The organism is Croceivirga sp. JEA036 (assembly GCF_011882165.1).
Lineage (GTDB): Bacteria > Bacteroidota > Bacteroidia > Flavobacteriales > Flavobacteriaceae > Croceivirga.
Genome location: NZ_JAATON010000004.1, coordinates 124,938 through 140,965 on the forward strand (window position 1 = coordinate 124,938; position 16,028 = coordinate 140,965).

Annotated in this window: 14 protein-coding genes; 7 read left to right on the forward strand and 7 right to left on the reverse strand. The window is 36.5% G+C overall.

Annotated elements, in window-relative coordinates; all coding sequences use genetic code 11:
- Positions 1-87 precede the first annotated feature (87 nt).
- Complete coding sequence (locus tag HCO57_RS11825) at positions 88-1,371, forward strand: citrate synthase (protein WP_136951202.1); 1,284 nt, start codon at positions 88-90, stop codon at positions 1,369-1,371.
- Here HCO57_RS11825 and HCO57_RS11830 read toward each other — a convergent pair.
- Entirely contained in the window at positions 1,349-1,801 is a 453-nt protein-coding gene (locus HCO57_RS11830) for a hypothetical protein (RefSeq protein ID WP_136951201.1), read from the reverse strand. The genes HCO57_RS11825 and HCO57_RS11830 overlap by 23 nt on opposite strands.
- Positions 1,802-1,922: 121 nt before the next feature.
- Here HCO57_RS11830 and HCO57_RS11835 point away from each other — a divergent pair, with 121 nt between their 5' ends.
- The 3 genes from HCO57_RS11835 to HCO57_RS11845 all read left to right on the forward strand — a co-directional run bounded on the left by HCO57_RS11835 (position 1,923) and on the right by HCO57_RS11845 (position 4,417).
- Positions 1,923-2,834: a dimethylarginine dimethylaminohydrolase family protein gene (locus HCO57_RS11835; RefSeq protein WP_167989186.1), complete on the forward strand. Its 912-nt coding sequence runs from the start codon at positions 1,923-1,925 to the stop codon at positions 2,832-2,834.
- A gap of 10 nt (positions 2,835-2,844) precedes the next feature.
- Complete coding sequence (gene ctlX / locus HCO57_RS11840) at positions 2,845-3,774, forward strand: citrulline utilization hydrolase CtlX (protein WP_167989187.1); 930 nt, start codon at positions 2,845-2,847, stop codon at positions 3,772-3,774.
- Between the two features lie 124 nt (positions 3,775-3,898).
- Positions 3,899-4,417, forward strand: a complete 519-nt coding sequence (locus tag HCO57_RS11845; protein ID WP_167989188.1) for a hypothetical protein — start codon at positions 3,899-3,901, stop codon at positions 4,415-4,417.
- A gap of 2 nt (positions 4,418-4,419) precedes the next feature.
- Here the strand turns inward: HCO57_RS11845 and HCO57_RS11850 are convergent, their stop codons facing one another.
- The 3 genes from HCO57_RS11850 to HCO57_RS11860 form a co-directional block, all read right to left on the reverse strand.
- Positions 4,420-5,931, reverse strand: a complete 1,512-nt coding sequence (locus tag HCO57_RS11850; RefSeq protein WP_167989189.1) for a carboxypeptidase-like regulatory domain-containing protein — start codon at positions 5,929-5,931, stop codon at positions 4,420-4,422.
- Between the two features lie 84 nt (positions 5,932-6,015).
- On the reverse strand, positions 6,016-7,443 hold the full coding sequence (locus HCO57_RS11855) for an SDR family oxidoreductase (protein WP_080319510.1): 1,428 nt from the start codon (positions 7,441-7,443) through the stop codon (positions 6,016-6,018).
- Entirely contained in the window at positions 7,440-7,865 is a 426-nt protein-coding gene (locus HCO57_RS11860; RefSeq protein ID WP_167989190.1) for a hypothetical protein, read from the reverse strand. Before HCO57_RS11860 ends, HCO57_RS11855 begins: the two co-directional genes overlap by 4 nt.
- A 319-nt stretch (positions 7,866-8,184) precedes the next feature.
- Between HCO57_RS11860 and argS the strand changes: the two genes are divergently transcribed.
- Both argS and HCO57_RS11870 read left to right on the forward strand, forming a co-directional pair.
- The gene (gene argS, locus HCO57_RS11865) at positions 8,185-9,963 is read left to right on the forward strand and encodes an arginine--tRNA ligase (protein ID WP_167989191.1); all 1,779 of its coding nucleotides are present in this window, start codon (positions 8,185-8,187) and stop codon (positions 9,961-9,963) included.
- A gap of 5 nt (positions 9,964-9,968) precedes the next feature.
- Positions 9,969-10,784, forward strand: coding sequence for a zinc-dependent peptidase (locus tag HCO57_RS11870; RefSeq protein WP_167989192.1), 816 nt, complete (start codon positions 9,969-9,971; stop codon positions 10,782-10,784).
- A gap of 63 nt (positions 10,785-10,847) precedes the next feature.
- Here the strand turns inward: HCO57_RS11870 and HCO57_RS11875 are convergent, their stop codons facing one another.
- Positions 10,848-11,588, reverse strand: a complete 741-nt coding sequence (locus tag HCO57_RS11875) for a bacteriorhodopsin-like (RefSeq protein WP_167989193.1) — start codon at positions 11,586-11,588, stop codon at positions 10,848-10,850.
- A gap of 111 nt (positions 11,589-11,699) precedes the next feature.
- Between HCO57_RS11875 and HCO57_RS11880 the strand changes: the two genes are divergently transcribed.
- Positions 11,700-12,575 (forward strand): Brp/Blh family beta-carotene 15,15'-dioxygenase, encoded by an 876-nt coding sequence (locus HCO57_RS11880; protein WP_167989194.1) that lies wholly within the window; start codon positions 11,700-11,702, stop codon positions 12,573-12,575.
- Here the strand turns inward: HCO57_RS11880 and HCO57_RS11885 are convergent.
- Positions 12,559-15,120 (reverse strand): TonB-dependent receptor, encoded by a 2,562-nt coding sequence (locus HCO57_RS11885; RefSeq protein ID WP_245167586.1) that lies wholly within the window; start codon positions 15,118-15,120, stop codon positions 12,559-12,561. The genes HCO57_RS11880 and HCO57_RS11885 overlap by 17 nt on opposite strands.
- Positions 15,101-16,009: a FecR family protein gene (locus HCO57_RS11890; protein WP_167989196.1), complete on the reverse strand. Its 909-nt coding sequence runs from the start codon at positions 16,007-16,009 to the stop codon at positions 15,101-15,103. Before HCO57_RS11890 ends, HCO57_RS11885 begins: the two co-directional genes overlap by 20 nt.
- Positions 16,010-16,028 lie beyond the last annotated feature (19 nt).

A 16,028-nucleotide genomic window follows, 5' to 3' on the forward strand; every position in this document is an offset into this window, starting at 1 on the left:
AATAGTTCAAAATGGCCTGTTTAAATTGTTAAAGCTTTGGCTTTTTCGTAAATTTAGCCGCAAAGATTTTACTAATAAAAATTATAGATGTCGAAAACTGCTACAATAGAATTTGAGGGGAAAAAATATGAGTTTCCTGTAGTAAAGGGAACCGAGGACGAATTAGCAATTGATATAAAAACGCTACGCTCCACAACGGGTATGGTAACTATAGATCCAGGGTTTAAAAACACAGGTTCTTGTGAAAGTTCAATTACCTTTTTGGATGGAGAAAAGGGTATTTTAAGATACAGAGGGTATTCCATTGAAGACCTAGCAGAAAAGGCGGACTTTTTAGAAGTGGCATATTTGCTAATTTTTGGTGAACTTCCTAACAAAGAGCAGCTTGCTAAATTCGATGCAGATATAAAGGCAGAGTCTCACGTGGATGAAGAAATGAAAAAGATTTTGGATGGTTTTCCTAAATCTGCGCACCCAATGGGCGTGTTATCTTCTTTAACGAGTGCTTTAATTGCTTTTAATCCTTCTTCTGTAGATGTAGATTCAGAAGAAGCCATGTACAGTGCAATTGTAAGAATCATGGCAAAATTCCCAGTACTTGTAGCATGGACAATGCGCAAAAAAATGGGACTACCTTTAGATTATGGGGATGATAATTTAGGGTATGTAGAGAACATTCATAAAATGATGTTCAAAAGACCAAACAAGGATTATAAGAAGGATAGTACTGTAATTGATGCTTTAGATAAGTTATTAATTCTTCACGCTGACCATGAGCAGAATTGTTCTACCTCTACTGTACGTATTGTAGGTTCTTCTCATGCGGGTTTATTTGCTTCTTTATCTGCAGGTATATCTGCACTTTGGGGACCATTACATGGTGGAGCAAACCAAGCCGTTTTAGAAATGCTAGAAGCCATCCAAGAAGACGGTGGTGATACTAAAAAATACATGGGTAAAGCCAAGGACAAAGAAGACCCATTTAGATTAATGGGCTTTGGGCACCGTGTATACAAGAATTTTGATCCAAGAGCAAGAATCATTAAGAAGGCAGCAGATGAAGTTTTGGGTAGCCTTGGTATTGACGACCCTATTCTAGATGTTGCTAAAGGTTTAGAAAAAGAGGCTTTGGAAGATGACTACTTTGTAAAAAGAAAGTTGTATCCTAATGTAGATTTTTATTCTGGGATAATTTATAGAGCCCTAGGGATACCTGTAGATATGTTTACCGTAATGTTTGCTTTAGGTCGTTTGCCTGGTTGGATTGCACAATGGAGAGAAATGCGTTTGCGTAAAGAACCAATAGGTAGGCCAAGACAGGTTTATATTGGAGCAAACCATAGGGAATTTAAAAAGATAGCCGACCGCTAGAACTTTCGAGTTTTTTCAGCAAATCTTTAGAAAATTCCGCACAATATTTTTCAAAATAATAATGGTAAGGATATTGCACGGAATCTTTACTGTTCATTGCCTTAGAACTGGTTCTGAAGATATAATTTAAAAGAGCTAATCGCTCATCTTTATCTAATTGATAGAGTTGGGCGATTACTTTTTGTTTATAATTGTAACAAATTTCTTGAGTTTTCTTATAATTCTCAGCATTTCTATCAGAACCAAGGTTGCTAAGTGCATTAGAATTTACTGTAGGATTAGGGACGACAAGGGTGTTAAATCGTTTATCTGAGTATGGTTTATTATCACCGTCTGGTGACTGCGCATAACTTGCTGGCGACAGTACTGAAATGAGTAGACCACCAAAAAGAATGATTGAAACCATAGACTCAGCGTAAACTTTTTTCATAGAAAGAAATTTCTTACAAATTAATAAAATGTAGTCAAATTTTACACAATTTTTCAACAGAAATTATGGATTAAATTTTTGTTAAATAAAAGGAGGCTGCAACAAATCTTAAACAAGTACTGTGAATCTAAATGTAGTTGATGAAATTGGCCAGTTAAAGGCAGTTGTTTTGGGAACGGCAATAAGTAATGGACCAATCCCTACTCTAGAAGAAGCTTATGACCCAAAGTCTATGGAGCATATAAAAGCGGGCACCTATCCTATAGAGGAGGATATGGTTAAAGAAATGACAGCTTTTGAAACAGTTTTGAAAAAATATGGTGTAACAGTCTATAGACCAACAATTATAAAGGACTGTAATCAGATTTTTTCTAGAGATATTGCTTTTGTGATAGAAGATAAAATATATCATGCCAATATATTACCAGACAGAGAGAATGAATTTGAGGCCATACAGCATGTGCTAGATGTAATTGATCCAAATAAATTAATAAGGCCTCCAGAAAATGTGCACGTAGAAGGAGGTGATGTTATGCCTTGGAATAATTATATTTTTGTGGGCACGTATACAGCGCCAGATTATTCTTCTTTTATTACTGCCAGAACTAATAAAGCTGCTGTAGAATTTTTACAAAAGGAATTTCCTAATAAAATAGTAAAGTCTTTTGAACTTAGAAAGTCTAACACTAACGCTAAAGAAAATGCATTGCATTTAGATTGTTGTTTTCAGCCATTAGGAAAAGGAAAAGCAATAGTGCATAAGAATGGATTTCTAGTAGAAGAAGAATACCAGTGGCTACTAAACTTTTTTGGTAAGGAAAATGTTTTTGAAATTACAGCAGAAGAAATGTACCGCATGTTTAGCAATGTATTTTCCATTTCACCAGAAGTTGTTGTGTCAGAAAAAAACTTCACAAGACTTAATAATTGGTTGCGAGAGCAAGGGTTTACGGTAGAAGAAATACCCTATGGAGAAATTGCAAAACAAGAAGGATTGTTACGTTGCAGCACCTTACCTTTGATTCGTGAATAATTCAACAACAATGCAGATTACAAACACAATATTAATGGTACGCCCGGTAGCGTTTAGGATGAACGAGGAGACGGCGGTTAACAATTATTTTCAAGAAGATTTATCACTTAAAAATCAAGAAATTAATCTCAAGGCGCAGGAGGAGTTCGATGCATTTGTAACTAAATTACAAGCGCATGGGGTGCAAGTTGTTGTCATAGAAGATAGAATAGAAGAAGATACACCAGATTCTATTTTTCCTAATAATTGGATTAGTTTTCACGAAGATGGTACCATCGGTGTTTATCCTATGTTTGCAGAAAACCGAAGAAGAGAACGTAGAGAAGATGTTTTTGATGTATTAGAAGATAAAGGGTTTGCTATTGATAAGATTGTAGACTATACTAGTGCAGAAGAGGAAGAACTTTATTTAGAAGGTACAGGGAGTATAATTTTGGACCGTGTACATAAAAAGGCCTATTGTGCTTTGTCTGATAGGGCGGATGAGGAATTGTTTATAGAATTCTGCGAGGATTTTGATATGTTTCCAGTAATTTTTACGGCTAACCAAACCGTAGATGGTAAGCGATTACCTATTTATCATACCAATGTTATGATGGCACTTGCAGAGACATTTGCAGTGATTTGTTTAGAAGCAATAGATGACAAAAAAGAGCGTAAAAATGTAATAGACCATCTTAAAAAAGATGGTAAAGAAATTATTGCAATCACGGAAAAACAGATGCACAGTTTTGCGGGGAACATGCTGCAGGTTTTAGGAGCAGATGACAACCGCTATTTAGTGATGAGTTCTACAGCCTATAACAGTTTAACTAGTAATCAATTAAAAACTATTGAGCAACATTGCGCCATACTACATAGCCCACTGTCTACTATAGAAACCTGTGGGGGAGGTTCTGCAAGATGCATGATGGCTGAGGTATTTTTACCCAAAAAATAGCTTAATGTTAATTTTTTGCTAAAAGTGCTTATTGAATAGTGATAGGAGGTTGTTGTTTGTGGAATAAATTCGTAATTTTTTGTAAGAATTTACGTTAAATGATTAACCTTTATTTTTATTCACTATGGCTTTATGGGAAATAGATGAGATAATCATTAGTGGAATTGAGCTCATCAAACAATCAGAATTAGAACCAACATTTAAAAAGCATGTATTGTGGAATTTGGAAAATATTCCAGAGTTGTATGGTTTTGATGCAGGCATGTTCAATAGAACGGAACTGGATATAGATTTTTCTTATGAGAGAATGAATATCTACAACGTAGGTTATTACGTAATAGCAGAAGCAAAAAAACGTGGTTATAAAGATTTAGTGTACGATTGGTCTGCCTTTTTACTCAATTTTAGAGAAGGTTATTTTGCTGAAATAGCAGCTACTCAAGAGCTTAAAGAAGGAGTGCTTAAGCAGGTAAAACTAATTTTTGAAAGCTTAGATTTTAGTGATTACGAGCCAATACATCGTAGCTTAACCATATACCAAAACGGAATGGATTGGTATAGTGAGGATCAAAAAGCATTGGTAAAATGGTTTTGTACTAATAATGCAGCAATCAACAACCAAAATTTAGAACCAAGCCTGTAATTTTAATCACTAACAGTTGTTTTGAAACTCTTTATGGCGTCATTGGGTTCCATAATGTTGTAACCTGCCCAAAAATCGGCATTGTATGCCGGCATATAAGTTGGCTTTAAAGCTTTATCTTCTTTAAAGTTATCAATAGCAGTGTTATCTATTAGCTCGTTTTGAAAAATGACCAACTCGTATTTATCAATATTAGAAATTTGAAAATCCAGATTCATACGCAGCTCATTTTGCTTGCGTCTCCCTTTTACGTGTTTGTTTTTCTCTATAACGTCTAAAGGTCTATCTATTCTAAACCATTTGCCAAAAGTTATATCTGCAAATTTTAATGCGTAACGACCATTGGCTATTTTGCCAAAACGCATGGTGCCCTTATAGGTTACATCTCTATAGTAAATACCAAGAAGTCTAAAATTTCTTAGGTTTTTTACGTTCTCAAAATCAATTCGCATTACGGCAAAATCATCGATGTTAATATAGATTTTTCCCTTAAAATCTGCCTTTCCTTTGGGTACAAAATCCACAACATAAACACCATTATCGTCTATTTCTGAGTATCCGTTTAGACTAAAATTATAGCGCTTGTATTTATCAACAATATTTAGTTTACTATCTTCTTTGTAGTATAGTTCTTCATAAATATCTCGTAACATCCAACGTTGTCCGCGTACCGCCCCATTAGTAGTGTCCTTGGCTTTTTCTATTTCGCTGGCCAATTCTTTTGCCTCTTCTTCTTTTATATCGTTCAAAATTGAATCTACCTGTATTTTTTGACTAAACAAACCCGATTTTACTTTTAAATAGGAGCTAGGTTTTACGTGTTTTTTAAAGATGGTTTCCATGTAATCGCCAATGCCTTCAATAGAGTTTAATTGGTCTTTGTTGTACATTTCTGCAACTTTTATCAGACCAATTTTACTCTTTTCCTTAGAAGCATATAAATCGCCCAACGCTTCTGTATAATGATAGGTATTTCTTGGTACAGCTCTGCCAATACTATCTATTAATTCTTTGTCTAACTCTTCAATACTGGATTTTTCAAAACCAAAATCTAGTTTATGGATGTTCGCAAATTCTGAGTTTCTTAAAAAATAACGTTGTTTTATGGGAGACAAGTTTCGGTTGCTAGGAATATTTTCAATCATCTTTTCAATGATTTCATCAACCGTTAATTCCTTATCAAACAAGAACACACCATCTAGGTTTATGGCTTTAGGTGTTAGATAAAGTATAGAGTCTAATGGGGCAACAAAAGGGAAACCTGTTTTCTCGTACCCCATGCTAGAAATGTAAATACTGTCTAGTTTCTTTTCGTTTTCTTTTAATGTAAAAGAAAAAAGTCCCTCGTCATTGGTAATAACACCTGCATGTTCTCCATAGGCCACAGTAGCATACGGAATAGCTTTTTTTGTTTTACCATCTACTAATTTAGCAGCAAAGGTTTGTGCTTGTAGTTGATAAATACAGCAGAAAAATACAAGAGAGGTGGATAGGAAAAAGGCTTTATGGGGCATACTTAGCATTTGTTTGTATTAATAAGACAACTTATGTTCTTAAATGGTTGCCTCTTAACACGAATAAATTTCTAAGTTGTTACATTATTGCGCCTTAACCAAGTTATTTATCATTCCTTTAAAAATAAAAATGTGAAAAGGTAGTACACTATACCAGTATAGTCTACCTTTTAAACCCCTTGGTCTAAAGGTTGCTGTTTGGTGTAAGGTATTGTTGGCGTCTATTCTAAATTCTAGCCACGCTTCGCCAGGCAAGCGCATTTCTGCAAAAAGCAAAAGGCGTTTTTTATCTCGGTCTGCCAAAAGCACACGCCAAAAATCCAACGCATCTCCAGGAAATATTTTATCGGGATGCGTACGCCCACGACGCAAACCAGGGCCACCATTCATTTTGTCTAGATAACCTCTTATTTTCCAAAGCCAATTGCCATAATACCAACCCGTTTCTCCACCAATTTTCCAAATATTGTCAAGGGTACGTTCCACATCTGTTATGGCAAGCGTTTTTTTATCCGTTAGTACGCCATATTTTGGCACCTGAATGTATTTTTCTAAGTTTCTACGTATCTGCCCGCTTGCTAAACTATCCTTCCAACTACTAACTACTAAATTTTGTTCTATTTTTTTAAATGCAAAATCAATAGCTTGCTCATATGTTAACGGCTCTATACCTAATAATTGCTGTAATTTGTTGTCTCTTGCAACTACTTCCATCTTCATGCTATCTACCAAATTCACGGCAAGCTTGTAAGAAGTAGAGGTTACAAAATATAGCCAGTAAGAAGATAACTTTGGTGTCATTACTGGTACCGTGTAAATCCAATTTTTAAAGCCCCTTACCTTAGCGTATTTGTGTAGCATTTCTTTATAGGTCAACACATCTGGTCCGCCAATATCAAAAGATTGGTTGTACGTCTCTGCATGCCCCAAAACTTGGGTTAAAAAGGCTATTACGTCCCTAATGGCAATAGGTTGGGTTTTTGTTAGCACCCATTTGGGAGTTATCATTACGGGGAGTTTCTCACACAAATCCCTAATAATTTCAAAGGAGGAGCTTCCAGAGCCCACGATAATTCCAGCCCGTAGTACCGTTAGATTAAAAGGCCCTTTGTACAAGATTTCTTCTACATTTTTTCGAGAAGAAAGATGTTTGCTCAACTCCTGCTCATTAACAATGCCACTTAGGTAAATTACCTGTTTTACATTGGTGCCATGCATTAATTTATTAAAGTTCTCTGCCGCTAAAGCTTCTTTTTCATCAAAATCCGTGATAGAAGATGTCATGCTATGTATTAAATAATAAGCGGCATCTATATCTGTAGGTATAGGGTTGTTTTCTGGTAGTTTTAAAAAGTCTACCTCAATAACTTCTATCTGTTCTAGAATTTCTTCCTCTACAGACAGTCGGTTTTTATCGCGCACAGCGCACACCAATTGGTGCCCAGAATCCAGTAAGTTTGGTAAAAGGCGCATGCCAATGTAGCCATTTGCTCCTGTTAGTAGAATTTTCATAAATCTTCTATTGAGGTTGGTGCGGTATCTGCTTTATAATCCAATAACTTCTTAAAAAATTTCTGCACCGCCTTAGTGTCTGCCAAAACCTTTACAAAATAATGGTCACGGTAAACCGAATAAAAGGCCATATCGCCCTTATAGATGGTAAGTTTGTAAAAAGGAATTACTAGGGCATAAGATTCTAATAACGACCTAAAGCCAAGTATGATGCCTTTTGGGCGTATTTCTATGTTGCAAACATTGGCATTGTTATCTAGAATAAGCAAATTGCGTATTTCAACACTTGCTTCTTTGATTTCCAATTTTGGCGAGCCAATACCGCCCATTTTAATACGGTCTTTTAGTGGAAAAGGCTTACCCACTTCAGCATCTATTTTTCTGGTAATCTCTTTATTATTGTAAGATACGTTCAATAGCATAATCTAATAGTATTAGAGATTGCCCAAAACAAATTTAATAGCCCTCTTAGATAAAAGATGTGTTTGCTACAAGTATAAACGTTACGCTATTAAATTAAAAAAGCGAGATTCTTGCAAGCCATATGGTTAAATTTATTTTCTATCCTCAGAAGTATTACGTTCTAAAACCAATAAATGAATCTAAAACAAGCTTGGTAGCAAGCAAATGTTCCGTGCAATCTTTTCTTTTAAAGATACGGCGGAAATGGCACTATTGCATATAAAACAGGGAAAAAACGGTAAAATAATGTAGTTTTGCAGGCCACAAAAAGGCATGTTTATGAAGCTTACCACGGTATTAGAAGAAAAAGTAAAAGAAGCGGTACAATCTATTTTTGGTCAGGACTTGCCTGCTGTAGAATTTCAACCAACTCGTAAAGATTTTGAGGGAGACATCACCGTAGTGGTTTTTCCTATGTTACGTGTGGTTAAAGGTAATCCAGTAGCTATTGGTACGCAAATTGGGGAATACTTGGTAGAAAATGTAGAAGAAGTTGCCAAGTTTAACGTGGTAAAAGGTTTTTTGAACTTGGTGGTGAGTGATGCCTATTACATTAACTTTTTCAAATCTATATTGGCGGTAGAGCAGTTTGGCTATGCGCCGGCCAACTCTAAGGACGCTGTTATGGTGGAATATTCTAGTCCTAATACCAATAAGCCACTACACCTAGGGCATATTAGAAATAATTTATTGGGATATTCCGTTGCGGAAATTTTAAAAGCTGCCGGTCATAAGGTATATAAAACCCAAATTATTAATGATCGGGGTATACATATTTGCAAAAGTATGTTGGCTTGGCAAAAGTTTGGCGAGGGAGAAACACCAGATTCTTCAGGTTTAAAAGGAGACCATTTGGTTGGTAAGTATTATGTGGCTTTTGATAAGGTCTATAAAGCAGAAATTGCGGAATTGATAAGTGCCGGTAAAAGTAAAGACGAAGCGGAGAAGGAAGCGCCTATTTTATTAGAAGCCCAAGAAATGCTTCGTAAATGGGAGGCCGGAGATGCACAAGTGGTGGAGCTTTGGAAAATGATGAATGGTTGGGTATACAAAGGTTTTGATACTACGTATGAGAATCTTGGTGTGGATTTTAACCAGCTGTATTATGAGAGTGATACTTATTTGCTAGGTAGAGATGTGGTACAAGACGGACTGGAAAAAGGTGTTTTCTTTAAAAAAGAAGACGGTAGCGTTTGGATAGACCTAACCGAAGATGGCTTAGACGAGAAAATTGTACTTCGTTCTGATGGCACCGCGGTGTATATGACACAGGATATAGGTACGGCCATACAGCGTGTTACCGATTTTCCAGATATTAATGGCATGGTTTATACCGTAGGTAATGAGCAAGACTATCACTTTAAAGTACTTTTCCTAATACTAAAAAAACTAGGCTATAGCTGGGCAGATAAGTTGTATCATCTGAGCTACGGAATGGTAGATTTACCATCCGGTAAAATGAAGAGTAGGGAAGGAACCGTAGTAGATGCGGACGACCTTATCCAGAATATGGAAGATACAGCCGCAGAAATTTCTCAAGAACTAGGTAAGCTAGATGGTTATTCAGATACCGAAAAACAAGCACTTTACCGCACCATTGGTTTAGGAGCTCTAAAATATTACATCTTAAAGGTAGACCCTAAAAAGCGAATTCTATTTAACCCAGAGGAGTCTGTAGATTTTCAAGGTAATACGGGGCCATTTATACAGTACACCTACGCTAGAATACAAAGTATTCTTAGAAAAGCGAATGAGTTGAATTTAGACTTAACAGTGGCTGTAACTTCTGTGCATCCAAAGGAAAAAGAATTGTTGAAGCAATTAGAGTTATTCCCGGATAAAGTACAAGAAGCCGCAGAAAACCATAGTCCTGCATTGGTGGCAAATTATGTGTATGATTTGGTCAAGGAGTTCAATTCTTTTTATCAACAGGTATCTATTTTAGGTGAAGAGGATGCTCAAATAAAGGCTTTCCGTGTAAACCTTAGTAAAAAGGTAGCAGATGTTATTAAAGATGCATTTTTATTGCTAGGGATTCATGTGCCTGTGAGAATGTAATCTGGATGGTCCTTAATCCAACAGAAAAGTACATTGCGCTAATTTTTTTAACGTTCTCTATTCTAGTAGTGGTGCTAAAAGGCGTGAATCAAATACTGGCAAAAGAGCGTTTTGCTTGGCGAAAGCTTTTTAATAAGGTGCAACCCATTACCGAAAAGGAACGTCATTTTATTGCTGCGTTTTTATTGCCCTATCAACAATTTACCCATGTGGAACGAAAACAATTTTTAAAACGATTCGCTTGGTTTAGATCTAGAAAATCTTTTGTTTTTTACGGTGCTATTGAGGAGCCAGAACAGATAAAAGCCTACGTAACGGCATCTGCAATTTTATTGACTATGGGTTTGAGAAATTATAAGTATGAAAATTCTATACGAAGAATTATAATTTATCCATCTGCCTATTATTCCAAGATAGCGAAGCGGTATCATCTAGGGGAATACAATCCACGGTTTAAAACACTTGTGTTTGCCGCGGATGAATTAGCACATGGTTTTAGAATTCCTAACGATAACAAGAACCTAGGGTTGCATGAGGCCGCCCATGCATTAATGTTTGAATTTGATAGGATGCGCAGTTGGGAAGCGCGTAAGTTTAGATTGGGTATTCGGAAATTTAAAGAATTATTTGAGAATCCAAACTTTAAAAAAGTACTGGAAGGTTCTACTTATTTTAGACCCTATGGTAAAACAAGTTTTATAGAGTTTTTTGCGGTAGCAGTAGAAAATTTTGTGGAGAGCCCGTCAGAATTTAAAACCCATTATCCTGGGTTATTTTATTTGATGACCAGGATATTTAACTTGGGTACTTCTACTAAATAGCTAAAGTAAAGGGGCAAAGCGCTGGACAAGATTTACCCCTCTACATCAACCAACTAAATACTATTAAGCAGATTTTTCTTGGCTGGCCACTGCAGCACCGTATACAACCAAGCCAAATCCTATTTTATTGATGGCATCTCCAATATTATAAATTACGTCCATGGCAAGTCCACCAAAGATTCCTTCGTACCAGCCGGGTGTGCCCGCCATATAACCGATAGGGTATATAGCCCAACCCACTAATACAAACCAACATAGCATTTTATGAGCGTTAAGTACAGAGCCGCCTGCTTGTACCGCAAGCTTTTTAGCACTACCTAGCCAAATATCATAAACTATTATGAAGTAGGCAATACCTGAAATTAGCCCCCAAAACCATGCTTGGTCTATGTAAACGGCTTCTCCTAGATAGCCAGTAACCAACATAATTACGGAAAGGAAGATTAATCGCCACATTAAAGATTTTTTTGCTCCGGCTACTCTTAGAATTAAGTAAAATTCTACACACATTAAGGGAACCGTAAGAACCCAATCTACATATCTAAAGAAGGTTGGTGACTCCCCAATTGCACCCCAATAATCTCTCATGTACCAATAGTGAACCGCAGCAATGAAAGTAATAAGTCCAGAAACCAAAATTGAAGTTTTCCATTTTCTATCAAAATTGTTCATTGATAAAAAGAAAAATGCAGACGCGGCCATCATAGCCATACATCCAACAAAGAATGTAAAGCCTACGTAGTCGTCATTGGCAATTTTTGTAACCTCCGCAAACAGAGGTAAGTTTAGTAATAAAGTTTTCATAACATCTTTTTTAGCAATTTATTGTTGAACTAAAATTACAAAACAATAAACAAAACACAATCATAAATGTTTAATAAAAAATCAATATATTTAAACAAAACTAGAATATAGGTGAAGGAAACCGCTCTGATATTATCTTTTTTAAGTCTTTGGATTTCTACAAAAATGGACGGGAGTCAGGTGCAATTATTTGCTTTTTCACTAATTCTAACAATAGGCTTGCTGCATGGGGCTAATGATTTAAGTATCATTAGAAAAGTTTCTAATTCATCTGGTATTGTAGGCTATTTACTGTGGTATGTGTTTGTGATAATTGGAGTTTCTCTTCTTTTTATTCTTTTTCAACCACTTACCTTATTTTTATTTATTCTTGTGAGTGGCTTTCATTTTGGGGAGCAACATTTGGTTAAATATGTGCTTAAACCCTCAAGGCTATTGAGTGTGCTTTACCTTTTTTACGGTAATTTAATATTGTTTATTATATTTTCTATAAACCTAAACAAGGTTCAACAAATTGTTTTTGATTTTAGTGGTTATAGTTTACCGGTGCTATTGGTTTATGTGCCTACTATAGTATTGGGGATTTTGGTACTGTCGTTTTTTATATTAGGTTATAATAGAAACTTGCTTAAAAAGGAAGTAGCAATAGAATTGGCTTATTTTGTTATCATAACAGGTATACTATACTTGGTGTCTCTTCCTCTTGGTTTTGCCATATATTTTGTGTTTTGGCATAGCTTACCTTCTTTACGAGACCAGATAAAGCATTTGTATGGAAAAACGGATAAACAGGCCTATTTTGGATATATTAAATCTTCTTGGCCGTATTGGCTGATTTCGCTCCTAGGAATAATTGTATTGTACTGGTTCTTTAGCTTTGATCATTATGATTTTTTGAACGTAATTTTTTACATGCTTTTACTAATTACTTTTCCTCACGTAATTGTAATGCATCGGCTTTTTAATAGTATTAAAACCGAATCCTAAAACTGGCATTAGGGGTAATGCCCAAAGAAATACGTTCTATACTTTGAATTTCCTCATCTTCATTGATACGATAGTATTTGTTCAAGAGGTTTTTTCTATTGGTCATATTCAGCAAAGAAATACCGGTATCTGCCTTAATGCTATTAGAAATTTTAAAACTGTAGGTAGCAGAGCCATCTAAACGTAAATACTCTGGTAATCTACTGCTATTAGGTGCGGCATAGTTTATTTTACTGGGAAAAACGGTGTTGTCTATTGAGTTTTCAGCATCTGGTTCCGTATAAGGTTTACCCGTTCTATAGTTTAAGCCAAGCCCTAGTTTTAGATTGCCCAGCGTATAGGTACTGGCCAATGTAATGTTATGGCGCACATCTAAATTATTAGGGAAGCGGGCCGGCACAATACTGTCAAAAGTATAATCATTCTTATTATAGGTATAACTTAACCAGCTACTGTAATTTTCTCCTTTTTTATTCAACAAGAGTTCTATGCCTTTAATCTTATACAGACCAATTTCTCCATTAAACTGGTCTTGATTTTGAAAGCCTTGGGTTCGTGTACTTACGCCATCTACTTCTTTATAAAAAGCTTCTACCCCAGCGTGAAACCCATTTTTTTCATAAACTATACCAGCCGATGCTTGTTTACTCTGGGTAAGTGGTAAGTTTTCTTGATTAGACAATGTCCACCTGCGTTTTTCGATACCCAAGAAATTTTGTTCCAAGTCGATAACCTGATTGGTGGTTTGGCTTTTAAATTCGCCCATTACCTGTGCCCGCAAGAAATTGGCCAATTTAAAGTTAAGATTTAGGCGTGGTTCTAAAAGCCATGTCTTAAAATCGGCCCCAAAAGTATCTAGGTTTATAATGTAATTGGCACGTAAGCCGCCCGTGGCAATCAATTTGTTTTCAAAAGCGGTGTAGGTAAAGCTAGAATAGGGTGCAAATGTGCGTATTACTTCAATTATGTTACTTTGAAACGGTGGCTGGGTAACATCACTTAAATTGGTGATTCCCGTCTCTATGTACTGAAAGCCATTTTGCCATTGCCATGCATCGCTCAACGCATAATTAATATTAAATTTTGCGGCGCGTTCCTCTACCCGGTTTTTTTGAAATAGCTGTTGGTTGTTATTTAGTATGTTTTGCGCATCTAAGGTATATTGAGAAAAATAGGCATTAGCCGTTGTGGTAAGTTTATTGTTCCATTGTCCTTGGTATTGCAGGCCCGCGCTTACATTGGTTTGGTCTAGAAAGCTTTGGGAGCTGGTATTGTTATCGGTATTGGTTTCTATAAAGTCTAAATCGTTGTCAATACCTATTAGGCTTAATCTTAATTTATGGTCTGGGTTAATGTTGTACAATAACTTGGCAGAAACATCAAAAAAAGCAAAGTTTTCGGCTGTTTCTATAAAGTTGTCTACGGATTCGTTGTCTTCATTTTTAATTTCGGTATCCTGGAAAACCCTATCGGTAAAACTACCATAGATGGGGGTGTTCAAAAAGTCGGTGGTAGACCTTCTTGCGGAAAATTGAAGGGCAAAATTATCGCTTAGTGGAAGATGGGCATACACATCTCCACTAATTAGATTAAAGCCGGCCCCGCCTGTAGCCGTATACCCTATTTCGTCTTGGGTCTGCATGCTAATTACGCTACTAACCCCATCACCGTATTGGGCGGGCGTTCCGTTTTTATAAATCGTTACTTTATCTGTTAGGTAGGGGTTAAAGGCAGATATCAACCCAAAAAAATGCCCAGATTGGTACATTTTAATTCCGTTCCACAAGATAAGGTTTTGGTCGTTGGTGCCGCCCCGCACATTAATGTCAGATACGGTCTCATCCACACTTTCTATTCCTGGTAAGGCCTGTATAGACTGCAATACGTCTGGTTCTATTAAACCAGGTAAAATACCCAATTCTCCTGTGTTTAGGCTAAAACTCCCATCTGTTTCCTTAACCAATCCCGGTGTTAAAAATTGGTATACAATAACTTCTTCTAATTGCTCTCGTTGTTCTGACAATAACACCTTTGGGCATTCCTTGCCTATAAAATTGCTGACGGGTACCACTTTGGTTTGGAAACCTAAATAGCGTATTTGTAAAGATGCATCTCTAGGTGCGTTAGAAATATTGAAAACACCATTGGTATCTGTGACCAGTGCTATGTCCGTTCCCAGCACAGCTACGGTAGCCCCGGGAATGGTATTGGCGGCAAAATTATCCAACACTTTTCCGCAAATAGCAATGGTGTTGGGATAGTACAAGCTGTAATAGCGTTCGCTTATACTTTTTATGGTTAAACCGGTTTGTAGTTCAATGCTAGATAGGGCTGTCTTTAGGTCTTCTAAAGAAGAAAAAGAAATGGTTTTACCAGCTGCGTCTTCATCGGCATAGGAAATTTTTATTTCAAAAGCTTGCTCTATTTTAGCAATGTATTCTTTAAGACCTATGGTGGTACTATCTTGGGCAGATAGGTATATAGGTAAAAAGAAAACTAGAACCCCTAAAAGAAAGGGTAAACGCCTATGGAGTATCCTCCGCATAGAAAACAACATTTAGAGTGCCAACAGTGTATTTTAATTGCAATGGGGTGCTTATACTTTCCAAAGCTACATTAAAATCAGAATTGCTAAATGTTCCCGTAAAAAGTTGTTCGGTATCTACGTTTTTAGTTTCAACCTTAAAATCATATTGGCGCTCAAACTCTGCCAAAACATACTTTAAGGGTACGCTATTAAAGGTGCTTTCGTTTTGCATCCATGAGGGTTGGGTAGCGGTAGTGCTTTGTTTTGTGATACTACCATTAACTACAGCAAAAGAATGGCCCGCAGGTAATTTAAGTATTTGGTCTTTATAACTCACCTGTACCAAGCCCTCAAAACAGGTTACCTTAAAATAATCATCTCGCTGTTGTACATTAAATTGTGTGCCTAATACGGCAACGTCACCTAAATCTGTAGCTACGGTGAATTTTTTGCCCTTAGCTACTTTAAAAAAGGCTTCTCCTTCTAATTCAACATTACGCTCGTTGTCCCAATTCTTTTTGTTGTAGGTTACCTTGGAGTCCGCATTCAAAATAATTTCAGAGTTATCTGGTAAAGTAAGCTCCGTACGTTCTGCCATTTGTGTGGTAACTTGTGTGTTTAGCGTACCTAAATAAAAATAAGAACCTACAATAAGTACGGCAGCAACCGCAGCAACGCGTAGAAACTTTTTAAATGGGCTCAACGTAATCACCTTAGGTGCCTTCTCCGTTCGTTGACTATTTAGTTGCATCCATGCTTGGTCTATATCAAATTCTGGTGGGGAAAGTTTATCCGTGGTCTCTTTTATTTTTTGGTATTGTGCATACTCAGCCGTGGCCTTAAACGCCTCTAACTCCTCATCCGTCAACTCATTGTTGAGCCATTTTGCTAAGTAATTTTCTTGCATTTTCTTCACTTTATATTGA